We start from the raw sequence: 18788 nt of genomic DNA, 5'->3' as shown, positions 1-18788 counted from the left end.
ATCGGGATCGGCCGCCGGCGTGGCCGACATGGCCGCCGGGGCACGGGCGTTGGTGCCACGGCGGGTGGCCCTGGCACCGGCCCCACCACTGGCCGTGCCCCACACCGACGCCTACACCGACACCTACGCCCACCCCGACCGCCACCCGTACCCCGACCCCAACACCGACTCCGACACCGACGCACAGCCCGAGCGCGCGTCCGACACCGCGCCCGACACACACCGCACGGCCCGCGCCCGCGCCGCCCGCGCCCGCGCCGACGCCGCGCCCGGCCCCGACCGCGCACCCGCGGCCGAGCCCCACGCCGACGCCGACTCCCACGCCCAGCGTGACGACCTCGCCGCCGGCTCCACCCACCGCGCCCGCCGCCGTGCGGTGGCCGGTGCGCAAACCCGCAGCGGCGACACCGCCCGCGACGCACCACCGCGCGCTGACCGTCACGATGCTGCTGACCACCGTGCCCGCCCTCCTCGCCGTCGCGGTGCTGCGGCCCGGCTCGGGCACGTATCGACGGAACACCTAGCAGGGCAGGGGGACTTCAGACATGTCACAGTGGCTGGCACTGGTGATCGCGATGGCCTCGGTGTGCGCCGTGGTGATCGCCGTGGTGGTGCTCAGGCAGCGCCGCATCTCCGAGGACGACGACCCGACGCAGACGCCGGACGTCATCGAGTACATGGTCATGATGATCGGAGTGGTCTACGCGATCGTGCTGGGCCTGGCGATCGCCGGGGTGTGGGAGGCCAGCGGCCAGGCGCAGTCCGACGCGCAGGCCGAGGCCCAGGCGCTGCACGAGATCAAGGCGCGCGTGCAGGTGTACCCGGAGCCGGTACGGGACAAGGTGCGCGCGGACGTCGACGCGTACACGCGCTTCGTGGCGGACCACGAGTGGCCGTACATGAAGCACCACGGCTCGCTCGCCCCGCAGGGGGACGCGCTGCTGGACCGGGTGCGCACCGACGTGACGCAGTTCGCGCCGAAGACCGACCTCGCCGCGCAGGCGTACCAGCCGGTGGTGGACGAGGTCGCCGCTGCCGACCAGGCGCGCACCTCGCGCGGCCAGAGCGCGGGCTCGACGATGCCGGGCGTGGTGTGGTTCGGGTTGATCAGCGGCGCGCTGGTGACGGTCGGGCTGATCTTCACCCTGCAGATCAGGCGCTCGCCGAAGGAACTGCTGCTGGCCGGGTTGTTCAGCGCGCTGATCGCGTTCCTGCTGTTCCTGATCTGGGACTTGGACGCCCCCTTCGGCGGCGGCCTGGCCGTCTCCCCGGACGTCTTCCGGGACATGCTGCGGCGCTGAGGCCCGCGCGCGACGCCCCAGCACGACGCCCGGGCACGACGAAGAGACCCGGGCACGACGAAAGAGCGGTCCCCCTGCCCGGCACGGCAGGGGGACCGCTTCACTAGGCCAAAAACGTCACCGCGCGCTCAGCGCCAGTTCGACACGTGGACGTTCTCCAGCACGCCCAGCGCGTCCGGCACCAGCACCGCCGCCGAGAAGTAGGTGCTGACCAGGTAGCTGATGACCGCCTTGTCGTCGATCCCCATGAAGCGGACGTTCAGCCCCGGCTCGTACTCGTCGGGCAGACCGGTCTGGTTGAGGCCGATGACGCCCTGGTTGTCCTCGCCGGTACGGATGGCGATGACCGAACTCGTGCGCTCGGCCGAGATCGGGATCTTGTTGCAGCTCAGGATGGGCACGCCGCGCCAGGCCGGGACGTTCGCGCCGAGCACCTCCACCGAGTCCGGGTAGATGCCGGCCCGGGTCCACTCGCGGCCGATCGCCGCGATCGTCTTGGGGTGCGCCAGCAGGTAGCGGGTGCCGCGGCGGCGGCTGATCAGCTCGTCCAGGTCGTCCGGCAGCGGCGGGCCGGCGTGCGGCTGGATGCGCTGTTCGTACTCCGCGTTGTTCAGCAGGCCGAACTCGGGGTTGTTGATCAGCTCGTGCTCCTGGCGCTCGCGCAGCGCCTCGACGGTGAGCTTGAGCTGCTCCTCGGTCTGGTTCATCGGCTCGTTGTAGAGGTCGGCGACCCGGCTGTGCACCCGCAGCACGGTCTGCGCGACGCTCAGTTCGTACTCGCGCGGCTTGGCCTCGTAGTCGGCGTAGGTGGCCGGCAGCGACGGCTCGCCCTTGTGGCCCGAGGCCAGTTCGATGTCCGCCTCGCCGCGCTTGTTGGCGCGCTGGCGGGGCAGCGAGCGCACCGCCTCCAGATGCTCGCGCAGCCCGTCGGAGACGCCGAGCAGCGAGGTCAGCGCCGAGCGCGGCAGGGCCAGCACGGTGGTGGCGGTGACGGCCTTCGCGGTGTACTGCCAGGTGTCGTCGTCGGTCAGCAGCGCCTGCTCGCCGAAGTGGTCGCCGTCGGCCAGCACGCCGAGCCGGGTCGGCTCGCCGTACAGCCCCTCGCCGAGCTTCTCGATCTTGCCGTGCGCCACCAGGTAGACGGTGTCGGCGCTGTCGCCGGCCCGGGCGATGACCTGGCCGACCTCGTACTCGCGCTGCACGAAGCGGTCGGCCAGTGCGGTCAGCGCGCTCTCGTCGTCGAACGAGCGCAGCGCCGCGATCTCGCCCAGCTCCTGCGGGATGACGCGGACCTCCGACCCCGTCTTCACGAAGGTCACCCGTCCGTCCCCCACCGCGTAGCTCAACCGGCGGTTGACCCGGTAGGTGCCGGCGTTGACCTGCACCCAGGGCAGCACCTTCAGCAGCCACCTGGACGAGATGCCCTGCATCTGCGGGGCGGACTTGGTGGTGGTCGCCAGATTCCGCGCGGCGGCCGTGTCGAGACTGGTACGCGGTCCGGCGTGCTGCGGCTCGCTCTGTGCGGAGTCCTGACCCGCGTCAACCGACATGGGCTGTCCTTCCCGTCTGGAGGTGATACGGGAAGGATTCTGCTGGTTACCCAGAGTGCTGGCTATTGCCGGAACGAGTGAGAATACTTTCCGAAATCCGGGTTACTGCGCCGAAAGAGCAGCGCGACGTCCGGACCGGGAGCCGGGCCGGGAGTCAGAGCGCCTCGGCGACCGCGGCGCGGTCCTGCGGGGCGGACGGGCCCGGGATGGCCAGCTCCACCGCCGCGGCGGCCGCGTACTTCGCCGCCGCCATCGCCAGCCGGCGCTCGCGCCGGAAGACGTACGCCGCGAACGCGCCGGCGCCGACCAGCGCGCCGAAGGACATCGCGGTCCCGAACCAGCTCGCGCCCAGCCACTTGCCGCCGATCCAGCCCAGGCCGACGCTGTACGTCGCCCAGCACAGGCCGGCCAGCGCCGACCACGGCAGGAACTCCTTGGGGCGCCGCCGGGCCGCGCCCGCGCCCAGGCTCACCACGCTGCGGCCCGCGGGCGCGAACCGGGCCAGCACCACCAGCGCGCCGCCGCCGCCGGTCAGCACCTGGCCGAGCCGCTCGTGCGCGGTGGACAGCCGCTGCGAGGAGGCCATCCTGCGGCGGAACCATTCACCGCCGCGGAAGGCCAGCCGGTACGCGATCAGGTCGCCCAGGCAGGACGCGGTCGCCGCGCAGGCCAGCAGGGCCAGGACGTCCACGAAGCCGTCGCCGGCGCTGGCCGAGTTGGCGGTCGCCGCGCCGATCACCAGCACGCCGCTGGGCAGCACCGGCAGGAAGACGTCGAGGAGGACCGAGAGCGAGACCAGCGCGTAGATCCAGGGCCAGTCGAAGAGGGAGCTGAAGCCTTGCGGCACGTCTCCTCCTCGCTCTCCGCCGGGTTGCTGATCTTCATCCCTGTCAGCCGTACAGCGTACGCCACCAGCGGCTTCCGGTTCCGTCCCGGACGCGTGACGTAGGAGACAGTTACAGCCCGATCACGACCGGCATACTTCGAGTGACGCCGTTGTAGGGAAGTCCCCGCACGCCAGCGTACGGGCGCGGGCGGGGGAGCGGACGCCCGCGGACCGGATCGTGGCCGACCTGGGACCGTATCCACAGCTGTCGGCACAGACGGGTCACAGGATCCGCGCGGGCCGTACACCGCCGGACCGCCGGGGGACCGCTGCGGGGGCGGCGGCGCGCCTAGAGTGACGGCGTGACCGCCGTGCCAGCGCTGACCGCCGTGCCGGGGACGGCCGCGGGGCGGGGCGCGCTCGCGGCCGGTTCCGGTTCCTCGCTGCTGCCGGTGGACCGCACCCTGGGCGTGGTGCTCGCGGTGCTGCTGGTCGCGGCGGTGGCGGTCGCGGCGTACGCGCGGCTCGCCGATCCGGGCGAGCGCTACGCGCGCGGCATCGCGCTGGCCGGGGTCAGGGCCGCCGTGCAGCTCGCCGCGGTCTCCGCGCTGATCGGCTGGGTGGTGCACCACCAGGCCGCGCTGCTGGGGTTCGTGGCGCTGATGTACGCGGTCGCGTCGCGCACGGCGGGGCGGCGGATCACCAAGGACGCCAGCTGGGTGTGGGCGGCGCTGCCGGTCGGGGCGGGCGCGCTGCCGGTGGTCGCGCTGCTGGTGCTGACCGGGTTGCTGCCGATCGACGGGCTGGCGCTGATCCCGGTCTCCGGCATCCTGATCGGCGGCGGGCTGACCGCGACCGTGCTCGGCGGGCGACGCGCGCTGGAGGAGCTGACCGGGCGGGCCGGCGAGGTCGAGGCGGCGATGGCGCTGGGCTTCACCGACCGGGACGCGCGCATGGAGATCGCCCGTCCGGCCGCCTCGGGCGCGCTGGTCCCGGGCCTGGACCAGACCCGTACGGTCGGGCTGGTGACGCTGCCCGGCGCGTTCGTCGGCATGCTGCTGGGCGGCGCGGGCGTGGTGCAGGCGGGCGCGGTGCAGCTGTTCGTGCTGATCGCGCTGATGGCCGTGCAGGCGGTGTCGGTGTCCGTGGTGCTGGAGCTGGTCGCCCGCGGGCGGATCACCCGGCCCGCGGGCGGGGCGGCGCGGACGTAGCGGCGCGGGTGAAGTCGCGGGGGCGTCGCGGCGCGGGCATCGTCGCGCGGACGTAGCGGCACGGGTACAGCCGCGCGGGCGTCGCGGCGCGGGTGCGGCCGCGCGGACGTCGCCCCCCCGGCCGCCGGGTCAGCGGCCCGCCGGCTCGGCCGCCGGACTGCCGGCCGGCTCGTCCGCGGACGTGGCCGCCGGCCGGCCCGCCGGGAGGGCCGCCGCGGGGACGACCGCGGCGACGGTGATGCCGATCGCCCACCAGAACGCGCCCTGGAAGGCGCCGGTCGTGCCGTGGCCGAGCAGCGACTGCAGGACGACGGCCACGACCGCGGTGCCGAAGGAGGCCCCGACCTGCTGGGCGATGCGGGTGTTCATGGTGGCGTGCGGGATGCCGGCCGGCCGTACGTCCCGGTAGGCCACGGACATCGGCGGGATCAGCACCGCGCCGATCCCCAGGCCCCGGACCAGCAGCACGGCGCTGAGCCACCACAGGCCGGTGTGCGGGCCGGCGAGCGCGAAGGGGACGGTCGCGACGGCGGCGAGCAGGAACCCGACGATCGTCGCGACCCGCGCCCCGACCCGGTCGACCAGGGCGCCGATCGCGAACCGCGAGGCGAGCGCGCCGACCCCCTGCGGGATGAGCAGCAGTCCCGCGTCCAGCACGCTGTCGCCGCGCAACTGCTGGTAGTACAGCGGCAGCAGGAACATGCCGGCGTACATCGCCGCGCCGGCGGTGAACAGGACCGTCGAGGCGCCGGCGAGCGACCGCAGGCGCAGCAGGCGGACGTCGACGACCGGCTCGCGCCCGCCGGGCCGCGACGCCCGCAGGAGGAACGCGGCCAGCAGCACGATCCCTGCCGCCAGTGGGACCAGCACGCCGGCGTGGCCGATCCCGCCCTCCTGCGACAGCTGCGACAGGCCGAGCAGCAGGCCGGCCAGCGCCGGCGCGAGCAGCGACAGGCCGGCCCAGTCCAGGCGGGGGCGGGCGGCCGAGGGGTCGGGGCGGTCGTCCGGCAGGTACCGGCGGGCCAGCAGCAGTCCGGCGGCGACCACGGGCACGTTGATGAGGAACAGCCAGCGCCAGCTCAGCCAGTTCAGGATGAGCCCGCCCAGCACCGGGCCGAGGATCGGGCCGAGCGCGATCGGCACGGTGACGGCCGCCATCAGCCGGCTGCTGACCTGCCCGCCCGAGGCCCGCACCGCGAGCGTCTGCATCAGCGGGAAGATCAGCCCGGCGCCGAAGCCCTGCACCGCCCGGAACGCGATCAGGCTGGTGTCGTCCCAGGCCGCCGCGCACAGCACCGAGGACAGCACGAACAGCACCAGCGCGGCCGTCCAGACCCGCTTGCCGCCCCAGCGCCGCTCGGCCCACCCGGTGACGGGGATGGCGACGGCCATCGCCAGCAGGAAGCCGGTGGTGACCCACTGGATGGTGTCGGTGGACGAGTGCAGCTCCCCCGTCAGCGTGTGGATCGCCAGCGTCACCATCGTCGAGTCGAGAATCGCCGCGATTCCGCCGACGACCAGCGCCGTCAGCGCGTTCCGCACCTCGGACGGCAGCTTCGCCCCGGTGGTCCGCGTCCCTGTCCCGGTCATCGTTCCACCCTTGTAAGAGAGACATCCATCTCTAATGAACGTACGGCGTGCCGTTGAGGAATGCAAACCTTCCTTATGCTGGGGTGATGACCACACCTGACGCCACGGCCTCCCGGCGGCGCCGGCGCGGGCCCGCACTGGAGGCCGCGCTGCTGGAGGCGGCGTGGGAGGAACTGGTCGAGACCGGTTTCGCGAAGCTCACCATGGAGTCCGTCGCCGCCCGGGCCGGCACCGGCATCGCCGTGCTCTACCGCCGCTGGGCCAACAAGAACGAGCTGGTCCTGGCCGCGCTGGAGCACTACCGCAACGGCCACCTGATCGACATCCCCGACACCGGCACGCTGCGCGGCGACCTCCTCGCCGTGCTGACCGGCATGGGCGAGGTACGCGCCGCCTTCTTCGTCGTGGTCGCGGCCACCGCCATGTCCGGCCTCAACCTCGACGCCGGGATGACCCCCGCCCAGGTGCGCGACCGCATCATGGGCGAACGGCGGCTCGTACGGGCGCGGGCGGTCTACCAGCGCGCCCACGACCGCGGCGAGATCGACCTCGACCGGGTCCCCGCCGCGCTGCTCGCCATGCCGTACGACCTGGTGCGTCACGACCTGCTGATGAACCTCGAGCCGGTGCCGCCCGAGCGCATCGCCTCGATCGTCGACGAGCTGTTCCTGCCGCTCCTGCGCTGCTACCGCGGGGCGCCGGGCGGGGCGCCGGGCGGGGCGCCGGGCGGGGCGCCGGAGGACGGGCCGGACGGCGGGCCGGGGGCCGGGACCGGGGACGGGACCGGTGACGGGGCTGGTCAGGGCGTCCCGTAGACTGGCGGGCAGCAGAAGGGGAGTAGCTCTTCGCCGGACCGTCGACATACTGCCGGGCCGCCCTCACGGGGCGTGCCGGGCCGGCGCCCGGGGGCGGGAGCGCCGCGCGGCGCCCGCCAGCGAGACCTTCGGCCGCAGCGTTCCACGCTGCCGTGCCGAGGCGACCCCCGACTCGCGAGGAGCGACGGTTCCCCGGCCCGGCGGCCCGACCGATGAGGAAACCGTCCCGTGCTCAGCCCCACCGTCGTCGCCGTCGTCTTCGGCGTGATCTTCCTGGCCGAACTCCCCGACAAGACCGCGCTGGCCGGCCTCGTCCTCGGCACCCGCTACCGCGCCTCGTACGTCTTCTGCGGCGTCGCCGCAGCCTTCGTCGTCCACGTGGCGCTCGCCATCGCCGCGGGCAGCCTGCTCACGCTGCTGCCGCACCGGCTGCTCCAGGGCATCGTCGGCGTGCTCTTCCTGGGCGGCGCGGTGATGCTGCTGCGGTCGCACGGCGAGGAGGACGAGGACGTGCCGGAGCCGGCCGACCAGACCTTCTGGAAGGTGTTCGGCACCGGCTTCACGCTGATCCTGGTCGCGGAGTTCGGCGACCTCACGCAGATCATGACCGCGAACCTCGCGGCCCGCTACGACAGCCCGCTGTCGGTCGGCATCGGCGCGGTGCTGGGCCTGTGGGCGGTGGGCGCGCTGGGCGTGTTCGGCGGCCGGATGCTGATGAAGCGGGTGCCGCTGGGGCTGATCACGAAGGTCGCGGCGGCGGCGATGATCGTCCTGGCCGGGTTCAGCCTGTACGAGGCGGCGGCGGGGTGACGGGAGCGCCCGGACTCAGCCGGCGTCGGCGGTGATCACGAGGCCGCCGTCCGCGGCGGCCTCGACCCGTACGGCGGTCAGGTCCGGCACGTGCGCGGTGGGGGCGTGCGCGCCGGCCCGCGGGCCGATGCCGACCACGCGCATCCCCGCGGCCTTCGCGGCGGCGATGCCGACCTCGGCGTCCTCGAACACCACGCAGTCCTCCGGCGCGAAGCCCAGCTCCGCGGCGCCCTTGAGGAAGCCCTCCGGGTCCGGCTTGCTCGCGCTCACGCACTCGGCGGTCACCAGCACCGGCGGCAGCGGCAGCGCGGTCGCGCCCATCCGGGCCCGGGCCAGCTCCTCGGTCGCTGACGTCACCAGCGCGAAGGGCGCGCCGGCGCGCTCCAGCGCCGCGAGGAACGCGGGGGCGCCCGGGACCGGCACGACGCCCTCGGTGTCCGCGGTCTCCTCGGCGAGCATCACCGCGTTCTCGGCGTAGTTGACCGCCATCGGGCGGTCCGGGAGCAGCGCGGCCATCGTGGCGTGGCCCTGGCGGCCGTGCACCACCTTCAGCACCTCGGCGGGGTCCAGCCCCTGGCGGACGGCCCAGCGGCGCCAGCAGCGCTCGACGACCGCGTCGCTGTTGACGAGGGTGCCGTCCATGTCGAGCAGTACGGCTTTCGCCTGGAGCTGGAGGGGGACGGGCATGTGGCTCCTCGTACGTGGCGCCGGCGCGGGCCCGGCGGCTGCTTCGGCCCGGCGCCTGCGGTCGGCGTCGGCCGCGTCGCGGTCGGCGTGCGCCTGCGCGGCGGGCGGGGGTACGCGGTGGTCCCGCCCGCCGGTCAGGGTGAGCGGGCGGAACCACTTTGTTCCCTCACGGTACAAAAGTTTTCCGGGTCACGCCAGTCGCGCCGGCAGCGTTCACCCGTTCTTCACTCGCCCACCCTCCACGGGCGAAGCTCCGGGGAGAGCGGGGGAGGGGACGGGAGAGCGAGCGGGAGAGCGAACGGGAGAGCAGGGGAGCGGAGGAGCGGGAGGGCGGGCGGACAACGAGGCGCCGCCCGGGCCGGGCCGGCGCTAGGACGTGACGTACTGGAGGAGGCCCCACGTGAAGTGGGCGACCAGGGGCGCGCCGGACCGCGGGTCGACGATGCGCAGCCGCGCCCGGCTCGGCGCGTCCGGCGGAAGCACCTGGGCCGGCGGAAACGCGCGGGCCACCTCGTCCACGGTGGCCGCCCACGGCGTCAGGTCCGCGACCGACCGGAGCTCAGGTGCCGCCACCCCCTCCGCCCGCACGAGCCACTCGTTCCAGACCGCCCCGCCGCTCGCCGCCGAGACGACCTCGAACCGCAGCTCCGGCCACAGCCGCAGCGGCCACCGCAGCACCCTGCACCGCAGATCCCCGATGGTGCGCTCGGCCACGGACTCCGGCGCTCCGAGAGCCACCCGATAGCGTCGCTCCCCGCCGGGGAAGGTCCGCGAGTGCACCCGCGCCTGCCACCGCTTGTGGGCGTCCCGCAGGTCGGTGTGCGTCGCGCCGAGCGCCCGCAGCGCGTCGTCGACGAGGTCGGGCTGGTGGTCGGCCATGCGCCGGAGCAGCACCAGCTGGAAGTGGTCGAGGCCGAACGGTTCGGGCGGCGTCGCGGGAGTTCGGGGCACGCTCCTAGTCAACCAAAGCCCCCGGCCGCCCGGCTCTCGGCTGCCCCCGGCGCGATCGACCGGTCCCCGCCGGCTCAGCCGAGGGCCGACCCCTTCTTCCACTGGGTCCAGTCCATGTTCCAGCCGTTGAGACCGTTGTCCGGTGCGATCGTGTGGTCGTGGGAGTGCTCGACCACGACGACGTCGCCCACGAGCGAGTTGTCGTAGAACCAGGCGGCAGGCTGGTCGGGGTCGCCGCCACCGCGCACGTCGTTGAGCCCGACACAGCCGTGACTGACGTCGGAGTGGCCGAAGACGGAGTCCGGCGCCCAGTAGTTGCCGTGGATGAAGGTGCCGGAGGACGACAGGCGCATGGCGTGCGGCACGTCGGGAATGTCGTACTGCCCGGCGTATCCGACCGTGGCGCCGTCCATTTCGGTGGAGATCAGTTTCTGCGAGATCACCATCTGCCCGTTGTAGGTGGTGCGGCCCGGGGCGCCGGAGGTGATGGGGATGGTGCGCAGCAGCTTGCCGTCGCGCACCACGCGCATGGTGTCGGTGGTGACGTCGACCGTGGAGACCTGCCGTCGACCGACGGTGAAGGAGATCTGCTTGTCCTGGACGCCCCAGCCGCCCGCGGCGCCCTTGACGCCGGCGAGTCGCAAGGTCAGCGTCACGCGTGTGTGGGCTTTCCAGTACTCCTGGGGGCGCAGGTCGAGCCGTTGGTCGCCGAACCAGTGCCCCACCACCTGCTGGCCGCTGTCGTCGGTGACCTTCACCGCGGCCTCGACGGCCCTCTTGTCGGTGACGGGCATGTTGAAGGTGAGCGACACGGGCATGCCCACTCCGACCACCGACCCGTCCTCGGGGGTGAAGGTGCCGATCAGGCGCTCGGCCTTGCTCATGGTGGTGAACGACAGGTCGCGTGTTCTCACCCGCCCCGCCGCGTCGGCGGCGTGGACCACGAGGCGGTAGGAGGTGTCGTAGGCCAGCGGCGACGCCGGGGTCCAGCGGGAGCGGTCGGCGCTCGCCGAGCCGGTGACGGGCCGTCCGGCCGCGGTGGTGAGGCTGACCGAGGTGAGCCTTCCGCCGGAGACGTGGACGTCGCCCGCGGTGCCGACGAAGGCATGGCGGTCGCCGTCGGTCGCGCCCGTGGTCAGGTGGAAGGAGACGGCGTGCGACCCGGCCTGGGACGCGGTGGCGGGCGAGGACGCGGGGCCGGCCGACGACGCGTGGGTCCCGCAGGCGGTGAGGACCGCCGAGCCGACGAGGGCGCACACGAGCAGAATGCGGCGTGACGACATGGGTGCTCCTGGTACGTGGGCCGTCAGCGGGCGAGGGAAGCGGCGTCGCCCATGACGACGACGGGGTGGGACGCGGGATCGAGGGCGCGCAGAAGCTGCTTCATGTGCGTCCGGGAGATGCTGACGCACCCGTGGGTGGGGCCACCGTGGTCGACGTGCAGCCAGATGCCTCCGCCGCGGGCGCCGCCGAGCGGCCGGGTCCCGTCCAGGGGCGAAGTGCCGGGCTGCCGGTTGTAGTTGATCGCTATGACGTAGTCGAAGGAACCGGCCAGCGATTCACCGTCGAAGCCGGTGCCGTTCACGGTGAACGCCCCGGACCGGTCGTACGGCAGTCGACTGCCGGGGTCTGCCAGCAGGCCGCCGGCGTCGGACAGGCCGAAGACCCCGATCGGGCTGCGCAGGTCGCCTGCTTCGTGGTGGTCGGTCCATCCCTTGTCCGCGTTGTGCGCGGCCCACACCGCGCCGGGCCGCCAGCCGCCGTCGACGCGCTGGTAGAGCACCACCTTCGAGGTGGAGGAGTCGCGGCCCGTCCCGGTGACGAGCACCACCTGGCGGGCGTCGGCCGGCACGGCGGCCAGCGTCTTGGGGCCGAGCCCCGGAAGCCGCGGCAGGACGCCGGGCCGGGCGGTGGTGGCGGACTTCTCCGCGAGCGCGGCGGAAGCGGCACGGGCCGGGCCCGACGTCGTGCCGGCGGCGTCCTGGGCGGCGAGCCGGGACCCGGCGTCGGAGGACGCGTCCGGGTGGCTCTGCTGGTGGTAGGCCGTCAGTCCGAGCGAGGCGATGACCGCCGCCGCGACGGACACCGCGGGTTTCGTGAAGCGCATGGCGCAGGGCCTTTCTCCGGATGGCAGAAGACACGGCGGGCCCTGCTCCGCACCGCGCCCGGCGACCCGGGCGGTGCGGGCCGCCCCCTCGGCCCCTCCACCACCTCAACTGGCGTGCACACCGACCGGGTTGCCTGCGCGGTCGGAGAGATTCCGGTCGATGCCCCCGACGCCGATGGGACATCGCTGCCGGCGCGGACCTCGGCCGAAGGCGTGCGGAGCGCCAGCTTCTGCCCCGCCCTGCCTCGCCGCACTCCACCTCGCCGCCGTCCTCATCCGGTTCATCCGGTTCATCCGGTCGGCGCGGTGATCCGAGGGGACACGCCCTAGTGGCGCCCCGACGTCTGCCGTTCCAGTACCGCCCGCGTGTGGGGGCCGTACACGCCGTCGTGGCTGCCGTCCGGCGCGTCGCTCACCCAGTACCAGACCTGGAACGTCGCCACCGCCTGCCGTACCCGCTCGTCGAAGACCCCGTCGATCGGGCCGTCGTAGACCCACACCTGGGTGAGGCGGCGCTGCAGGTCGGCCACGGCGGGGCCGCTGTCGCCGAGCCGGAGGACGCCGCCGGCGGCCGGCTGCGCGCCGTCGCCGGGCGAGGTGGACGTCGACGGCGAGGAGGGCGGGGCGGACGAGCCGGTGGCGGTGGGCGTGGCGGTCGTCGGGCCCGCGGAGGCCGTCGCCGACCCGGTGGGGGTCGGGGAGGCCGGCGGGGTGGTGGCCGGCGCCGTCGACGCGGAGGGCGACGGGGAGGCGGTGCGCGGCGCGCGGACGGCGCGCTCGGTGACGGGCGCCGCGGTGGTCGCCGTGGCGGGCTCGGCGTCGGCCGGCAGCGTCACCTCGGGGGTGTCGGAGGCGGTGTCGGGCAGGGCGTAGCCGGTGCTGTCCTGCTCGTCGCCCATGACCTGCCCGGTGACCGCCACGGCGCCCGCGGCCAGCGCGGACGCGGCGACGGCCGCCGCGGCGACCACGATGCGGCGTCTGCGCCGCCGGTGCCGGCCGTGCGCGGCGGCCGCGGCCCGCTGGGCCGCGGTCCAGCCGTCCGGGTCCTGCCCGTCCGCGTATCCGTGGCTGTCGTACCCGTCGCCGTCGTACTCGCGGTCGTCGCGGTCGTAGCCGTCGCGGTCGTAGCCGTCGCCCGCGCCGTACCGGCCGTGGGAGCCGTCCGCCGGGCCCTGCGGGTACTCGCGGCCCGCGTACTGCTCCGCGAACAGGCCGAGGTCCGCGGTGGCCGGGCCGTCCTGCCCGTCCGCCGCCGCGCCCGCCGGCGTCAGCAGGGACCGCACGCTCGTCGGCGCCGCCTCCGGCTCGTCGGGCTCGCCGACGTAGGGGCGGATGCGCAGCGGGTGGAATCCCTCGGTCGCGGCCAGGTCGGCGGCGCGTGCGGCGGAGCGCTCGGCCGCGCGGACCTCGCCGCCGTCCTCCGCGCTGCCGTAGGGCTCGTACGGCTGGTAGGGCTCGAAGGGGTCGTACGGCCGTTTGCCGGGGACGATCCGCGTCGGCGGCAGCGCCGCGGGGGCCGCTGCCTCGGGCGCCGTCTCCGCCGCGGGGGCCGCTGCCTCGGGCGCCGTCTCCGCCGCGGACGCCGCCGCGGGGGGCCGCGCGGACCCGTTCGGCGTATCGGGCCGCTCCTGCTCCTCGGGCTGTTCCGGCGCCATCGGGTCCCTCCCCGCCGTCGTCCCCGTCCCTCGTGCGTCCGCGTCCCCCGTCGTGCGCGCGTTCGCACCTTCATCAGATCGAGGTGATTATGCCGACACCTCTTGCCACCGCGCAGCCGCTCCCCTCAAGGGTCGGGACGCAGGACAGGCGATAACCGGACAAATGATGGGAATATGAAGGGGCGATTGTCGACATCACGCCGGTTCGCTCCGGCATCGACCGCCCACCGGACCAGACGGGAGGTGCGTTCCATGGCCCAGGACACCGGCACCGCCGCGGGACCGGCCGCCACCGAGCCGGGCGCGCAACAGGACAAGCGCACGGTGCGCATCGCGATCGGCGCGCTCGCGCTCGGCCTGCTGCTGGCGGCGCTCGACCAGACCATCGTGGCCACCGCCCTGCCCACCATCGTCAGCGAGCTGGGCGGCATCGAGCACCTGTCGTGGGTGGTCACCGCCTACCTGCTGGCCTCCACCGCGGCCACCCCGCTGTGGGGCAAGCTCGGCGACATGTACGGCAGGAAGCGGCTCTTCCAGACCGTCATCGTGATCTTCCTGGTGGGGTCCGCGCTGTGCGGAATCGCCCAGAACATGGGCGAGTTGATCGCCTTCCGGGCGTTGCAGGGCCTGGGCGGCGGCGGGTTGATCGCGCTGTCGATGGCGATCGTCGGGGACATCGTGCCGCCGCGCGACCGGGGCCGCTACCAGGGCGTGTTCGGCGCGGTGTTCGGCGCCAGCAGCGTGCTCGGGCCGTTGCTGGGCGGGGTGTTCACCGAACAGCTCTCCTGGCGCTGGGTGTTCTACATCAACCTGCCGATCGGCGTGATCGCGCTCGCGGTGATCGCGGCGGTGCTGCACATCCCGGTGCGCAGGACCGCGCACCGGATCGACTACCTCGGCATGGTGACGGTCGCCGCCGCCGCGACGTGCCTGGTGCTGGTCACCTCGCTCGGCGGCACCACCTGGGCGTGGTCCTCGCCCGGCATCATCGCGCTGGCGGTCGCCGGCGTGCTGCTGATCGCCGCGTTCGTGGTGATCGAACGGCGGGCGCAGGAACCGGTCCTGCCGCCGCGGCTGTTCCGCGGCCGCACCTTCGTGCTGTGCTCGGTGATCTCGTTCGTCATCGGCTTCGCGATGTTCGGCGCGATGACGTACCTGCCGACCTTCCTGCAGGTGGTGCACGGCTACTCGCCGACCATGTCCGGCGTGCACATGATCCCGATGGTCGTCGGCATGCTGGTGTCGTCCACCGGCTCCGGCCAGATCGTCAGCCGCACCGGCCGCTACAAGGTCTTCCCGATCCTCGGCACCGCGGTGACCGCGGGCGGCCTGGTGCTGCTGCACCAGCTCGACCCGTCCACCCCGACCTGGCTGATGAGCCTCTACTTCCTGGTGTTCGGCCTGGGCCTCGGCCTGGTCATGCAGGTGCTGGTGCTGGCGGTGCAGAACGCCGCCGGCTGACGAGGACCTGGGCGCGGCCACCTCGGGCGCCACCTTCTTCCGGTCCATCGGCGCGTCCTTCGGTGTCTCGGTGTTCGGCACGATCTTCGCCAACCAGCTGACCGAGAAGCTGGGTTCGGCGCTGCGCGGGCTGCCGCTGCCGCCCGGCTTCGACCCCTCGCAGCTGCAGGCCGACCCCAAGGCCGTCTCCCGGCTGCCCGCGGCCGTCAAGGACCCGGTCCTGCACGCCTATTCGTCGTCGATCACCACGGTGTTCCTGTGGGCGGTGCCGGTCGCGGCGGTCGCGTTCGTCACCGCGTGGTTCCTCAAGGAGCAGCCGCTGCGCGGCTCGGTGACGGTGCCGGACGCCAGCGAGACGTACGGCGCGAACCCGGTGGACCGCTCCTCGCTGGACGAGATCGCGCGCTGCCTGTCGCTGCTGGGCAGCCGGGAGGCGCGCCGCGACCTCTACACCCGGATCACCCGGCCGGCCGCGGCGGACGTCCAGCCGGCCACCAGCTGGCTGCTGTTGAAGCTCTCCCGGGTCGGCGAGGCCGATCCGGTCGAGCTCGCCGAGCGCACCACGGTGCCCGCGGACGTCATCGAGGCAGCGGCCGTCGAGGCGGAGCGCCGCGGCTACGCCCGCCGCGAGGGCAACCCGCTGGTGCTCACCGAGACCGGGCACGCGCTGGCCGGTCGGCTGATCGAGGCCCGGCGCGAGGTGCTGGCCGGGCTGCTCGGCGACGTCGACCTCGCACGGCACTCCGAACTGGCCGCGCTGGTCAACAAGTTGAGCACCGAGCTGTGCGGCGGCGACACCGACCGCCCGCAGCGCCGCCGGACCGGCGCGGTCCGCGCCGACTCGACCACGGCCTGATCCGCACGCGCGCGATCCCGCTAGGCCGCGGGACTCCGTGGGCGCGAACCCGTACGCCGCGCGATCCCCACGCCGCGCGATCTCGTACGCGCCCGATTCCCGTACGCCGCGCGGGAGTTTGCCGTGCCGGGCGGCGGCAAGGCGAGCGGGGGAAGCGGAACGCGCGGAGGAAGGGGAGGCACCCCATGTCCACAGCAGCGGTGGTCGCCGTCGTCGTGGTGGTGGTCGTCGTGGCCGCCGTCATCGCGGCCGTGACCTTCAAGAACGGCGGGGCCGGCACCGGGCCGGCCGGATTCGGGCCCGGCGGGATGCGGCTCAAGCACCGGTTCGGCCCCGAGTACGAGCGGGCGCTCGCGCACCACGACGGTGACGAGAAGGCGACCCGCCGGGAGCTGGCCGAGCGCGTCAAGCGGTACGGCAGGCTGGAGGTGCGGCCGGTCCCGGCCGAGGACCGGCAGCGGCTGCAAGCCGGCTGGGACGCGGTGCAGGCGCGGTTCGTGGACCGGCCCGCGGACGCGGTGGCCGACGCCGACCGGCTGATCGGACAGCTCGCCGCCCAGCGCGGCTTCCCCGCTCCCGACTCGCCCGAGCACACCGACGCCCTCTCGGTGCACTACCCGCACCAGCTCCAGGGCTACCGGAGGGCCCACGACCTGGTCACCCGTACCGGTGACACCTCCGCCGCGTCCGCCGCGTCCACCGCGTCCGCCACGGACCCGGTTGCCGGCTCCGACCGCGCCCCCGGCTCCGGCTCCGGCGCCTCCGCCCCCGCCGCGGACACCGACGGCGGCGCGACCGAGGAACTGCGCCGGGCTCTGGTGGCCGCGCGCGAACTGTTCGACGAACTCCTGCGCGACGGCGGACCGTCGGGCGCTACGCCGTCCCGGGAGCCGTCCCCGGGGCCGTCCCGCGCCTCGTCCCGCGACGCCGACGCAGAAGCAGAGAAGGCCGGCCCGTGTCCGCGGGCGTGAGCGGCGCGGGCAAGGACGCCGCGCTGAGCGACCGCTCCCACTCGTGACCCCACCCGTACCGTGACGCCACGCACAGACGCCTAGGGAGTTGAACACGGTGAATCTGCATCGCGGGAACGACATGTCCGTACCGGCAGCAGCCTCCGAGCCCGCCACTGCCACCGGGTCCGGCGACAGCTCCGGTGACGGCTCCACCTCTGGCGGCGGCTCCACCTCTGGCGGCGGCTCCGGGGCCGAAGGGCTGAGCCGACGCATGGAGCGCGCCGTCGGGGGCTTCGTGGACGACCCGCGGGGCGCCGTGCGCGAGGCCGACGCCGTACTGGACGAGGCCGCGCGCCTGCTGGCGCGGCGGCGCGAGGAGCTGCGCCGCGGCTGGGACGGCCCGGGCGCGGGTTCCGGCGCAGACACCGAGCAACTGCGGCTCGCGCTGGCCCGCTACCGCGACCTGACCCGGCAGGTCATCGACCTCGCCACCGCCTCCTGACCCCGCCGCCTCCCCCGGGAGTCCGTACGGGACCGGCCGCCGCGGAGAGCCAAGCGGCAACCGCGCGACAACCGCTCAACGCCGGTTGCGACCGCTGAGCAGGATGCCGACGCCGATGCTCGCGACGAAGACGACGGCGACGATGATCCAGGTGGACATGCGGTGGCGGCCCTTTCCGTACGGGAGAGGACCTCACCCTAGCCGCTGGGCACCCGTCCCTCTCAGGGACGGGGCGCCCGTGTGGCGGTCGCCCCGATCTTGATGACCTGGAGGAAGTGCGCCAGCTCCTGCCGGGTGGTGGTCAGCACCACCGTCGGGTTGTCGCTCTCCCGCAGCAGAACCGCGCCCCTGTGTTCGGCGAGTTCGACGCAGTCGCCCTGATCCTGCGAATACGTGGACTTCTGCCATGCCAGGGGCGCGGTCATCGGTGGCCTTCCGGGTCAGAGTTCGCGGGAGGTGCTGTGGATGAATTCGCGGGACTGGTTCCGATCGAGGGCGACCGCCGAGAGGGTGTCGAACAGCGTGCGGTAGTTGGCCAGTTGGCGGGCGGCGTGCAGGAAGGTGACCCCGTGCGCCGAGTCGATCTCGACGGTGTCCAGTTCGACCACCGGCCCGGCGGCGTAGAGCATGGCGTGGCCGGAACCGATGTGGCCGTCCGCCGCGAACGGGATGACGCGCACGCTTATGTGCGGCAAGTGGCTCAGCTCCTGGAGGTGTTCGAGCTGTGCCTTGGCGACCTTGCCGCCGCCGAACCGCATCCGCAGCGCCGCCTCGTGGATCAGCGCCTCGTACGGCGGGGCCGACTCGCGGTAGAGCACGCCGGAGCGCTCCAGGCGGTGCGCCACCCGTGCCTCCAGTTCGTTCTCCGGCAGCGGCGGGATCGCGTAGCCGAAGACCGTGCGGGTGTAGTCCTCCGTCTGGAACACGCCCGGGATGTGCGTGATCTGGATCGTGCGCAGCCGCACCGCGTGGTGCTCCAGCTCGGCGATGTCCAGCAGCGCCGCGGGCACCATTCCGCGGTACGCCTCCCACCAGCCTTTGCGGCCCTGCCCGTTGGCCATCGCGACGAGCGCGTCGATGAGCGCGGTGTCACCGCACTCGTAGAACGCGGCCAGTCGGCGTAACCGCTCCTCGCTCACGCCGAGCCTGCCCGCCTCGATGTGGCTCACCTTGGCCGGGTCGGTGCCGAGCAGCCGCGCGGTGTCACGGGCGGTGATGCCCGCCGCCTCCCGCATTTTCCGTAGCTCCGCACCGAGGCGCTCCTGGCGTGCGGTTGCGGTGCTTCTGAGCGGCATGGTGTCCCTTCTTGATGCTGGTTCTGAGTCTGCCGTTCCGCTCTCGCGGGGTCCAGATCGTTTCTGGAAAATTCGGAGACAATGTTGCAGAGGGGCATTATTGCCCCATAATGCCGTCCCGGTCGGTTCGTATGCCCACAGTCAACTTCCTTGCGGGCGGCGGAGGTTGCACGGGACCACTGGTTATCACGGGTCGGCCCGCAAGACGCAGTCGCCGC

17 protein-coding genes and 1 pseudogene are annotated in these 18788 nt (G+C 73.8%); 8 read left to right on the top strand and 10 right to left on the bottom strand.

The window, feature by feature from the left end; all coding sequences use genetic code 11:
• Window positions 1–329: 329 nt before the first annotated feature.
• On the top strand, window positions 330–524 hold the full coding sequence (locus tag VSR01_RS10505) for a hypothetical protein (protein WP_326448986.1): 195 nt from the start codon (window positions 330–332) through the stop codon (window positions 522–524).
• Between the two features lie 21 nt (window positions 525–545).
• Window positions 546–1301, top strand: a complete 756-nt coding sequence (locus VSR01_RS10500; protein ID WP_326448985.1) for a bestrophin-like domain — start codon at window positions 546–548, stop codon at window positions 1299–1301.
• Between the two features lie 128 nt (window positions 1302–1429).
• On the opposite strand, the gene VSR01_RS10495 is transcribed toward VSR01_RS10500, so the two are convergent.
• Together VSR01_RS10495 and VSR01_RS10490 are read right to left on the bottom strand one after the other, a co-directional pair.
• On the bottom strand, window positions 1430–2851 hold the full coding sequence (locus tag VSR01_RS10495) for a family 2B encapsulin nanocompartment shell protein (RefSeq protein WP_326448984.1): 1422 nt from the start codon (window positions 2849–2851) through the stop codon (window positions 1430–1432).
• Between the two features lie 154 nt (window positions 2852–3005).
• Window positions 3006–3698, bottom strand: coding sequence for a DedA family protein (locus tag VSR01_RS10490; protein ID WP_326448983.1), 693 nt, complete (start codon window positions 3696–3698; stop codon window positions 3006–3008).
• Between the two features lie 422 nt (window positions 3699–4120).
• On the opposite strand from VSR01_RS10490, the gene VSR01_RS10485 reads away from it, so the two are divergent.
• A complete protein-coding gene (locus tag VSR01_RS10485) occupies window positions 4121–4888 on the top strand; it encodes an ABC transporter permease (protein ID WP_326453588.1) in 768 nt (255 codons plus the stop codon).
• 129 nt (window positions 4889–5017) lie between these two features.
• Here the strand turns inward: VSR01_RS10485 and VSR01_RS10480 are convergent, their stop codons facing one another.
• Window positions 5018–6478, bottom strand: coding sequence for an MDR family MFS transporter (locus tag VSR01_RS10480; RefSeq protein WP_326448982.1), 1461 nt, complete (start codon window positions 6476–6478; stop codon window positions 5018–5020).
• Between the two features lie 86 nt (window positions 6479–6564).
• Between VSR01_RS10480 and VSR01_RS10475 the strand changes: the two genes are divergently transcribed.
• On the top strand, window positions 6565–7293 hold the full coding sequence (locus VSR01_RS10475; protein ID WP_326448981.1) for a TetR/AcrR family transcriptional regulator: 729 nt from the start codon (window positions 6565–6567) through the stop codon (window positions 7291–7293).
• Between the two features lie 228 nt (window positions 7294–7521).
• Window positions 7522–8103 (top strand): TMEM165/GDT1 family protein, encoded by a 582-nt coding sequence (locus VSR01_RS10470; RefSeq protein WP_326448980.1) that lies wholly within the window; start codon window positions 7522–7524, stop codon window positions 8101–8103.
• Window positions 8104–8118: 15 nt separating this feature from the next.
• Here the strand turns inward: VSR01_RS10470 and VSR01_RS10465 are convergent, their stop codons facing one another.
• From VSR01_RS10465 to VSR01_RS10445, 5 genes are all read right to left on the bottom strand, one after another.
• Window positions 8119–8790, bottom strand: coding sequence for an HAD family hydrolase (locus VSR01_RS10465; RefSeq protein ID WP_326448979.1), 672 nt, complete (start codon window positions 8788–8790; stop codon window positions 8119–8121).
• A 369-nt stretch (window positions 8791–9159) separates the two neighbouring features.
• On the bottom strand, window positions 9160–9669 hold the full coding sequence (locus tag VSR01_RS10460; RefSeq protein WP_326453587.1) for a hypothetical protein: 510 nt from the start codon (window positions 9667–9669) through the stop codon (window positions 9160–9162).
• Between the two features lie 146 nt (window positions 9670–9815).
• The gene (locus tag VSR01_RS10455; RefSeq protein WP_326448978.1) at window positions 9816–11024 is read right to left on the bottom strand and encodes a L,D-transpeptidase; all 1209 of its coding nucleotides are present in this window, start codon (window positions 11022–11024) and stop codon (window positions 9816–9818) included.
• A gap of 23 nt (window positions 11025–11047) precedes the next feature.
• A complete protein-coding gene (locus tag VSR01_RS10450) occupies window positions 11048–11848 on the bottom strand; it encodes a L,D-transpeptidase family protein (RefSeq protein ID WP_326448977.1) in 801 nt (266 codons plus the stop codon).
• Between the two features lie 326 nt (window positions 11849–12174).
• Window positions 12175–13503, bottom strand: a complete 1329-nt coding sequence (locus VSR01_RS10445; RefSeq protein ID WP_326448976.1) for a peptidoglycan-binding domain-containing protein — start codon at window positions 13501–13503, stop codon at window positions 12175–12177.
• 252 nt (window positions 13504–13755) lie between these two features.
• Between VSR01_RS10445 and VSR01_RS10440 the strand changes: the two are divergent.
• The 3 genes and pseudogenes from VSR01_RS10440 (at window position 13756) to VSR01_RS10430 (ending at window position 17275) form a co-directional block, all read left to right on the top strand.
• Window positions 13756–15820 (top strand): annotated as a pseudogene (locus VSR01_RS10440) (DHA2 family efflux MFS transporter permease subunit).
• A gap of 185 nt (window positions 15821–16005) precedes the next feature.
• Window positions 16006–16791, top strand: coding sequence for a hypothetical protein (locus VSR01_RS10435; RefSeq protein ID WP_326448975.1), 786 nt, complete (start codon window positions 16006–16008; stop codon window positions 16789–16791).
• A gap of 97 nt (window positions 16792–16888) precedes the next feature.
• Window positions 16889–17275 carry a hypothetical protein gene (locus tag VSR01_RS10430; RefSeq protein WP_326448974.1) on the top strand — a complete coding sequence of 129 codons (387 nt, stop codon included), beginning with the start codon at window positions 16889–16891 and terminating at the stop codon, window positions 17273–17275.
• Window positions 17276–17496: 221 nt separating this feature from the next.
• Here the strand turns inward: VSR01_RS10430 and VSR01_RS10425 are convergent, their stop codons facing one another.
• Entirely contained in the window at window positions 17497–17700 is a 204-nt protein-coding gene (locus tag VSR01_RS10425; protein WP_326448973.1) for a DUF397 domain-containing protein, read from the bottom strand.
• Window positions 17701–17715: 15 nt separating this feature from the next.
• Window positions 17716–18570, bottom strand: coding sequence for a helix-turn-helix domain-containing protein (locus VSR01_RS10420; protein WP_326448972.1), 855 nt, complete (start codon window positions 18568–18570; stop codon window positions 17716–17718).
• Window positions 18571–18788 lie beyond the last annotated feature (218 nt).

Source organism: Actinacidiphila sp. DG2A-62 (genome assembly GCF_035825295.1).
GTDB lineage: Bacteria > Actinomycetota > Actinomycetes > Streptomycetales > Streptomycetaceae > Actinacidiphila.
This window is presented reverse-complemented; position numbering and strand designations above follow the sequence as displayed.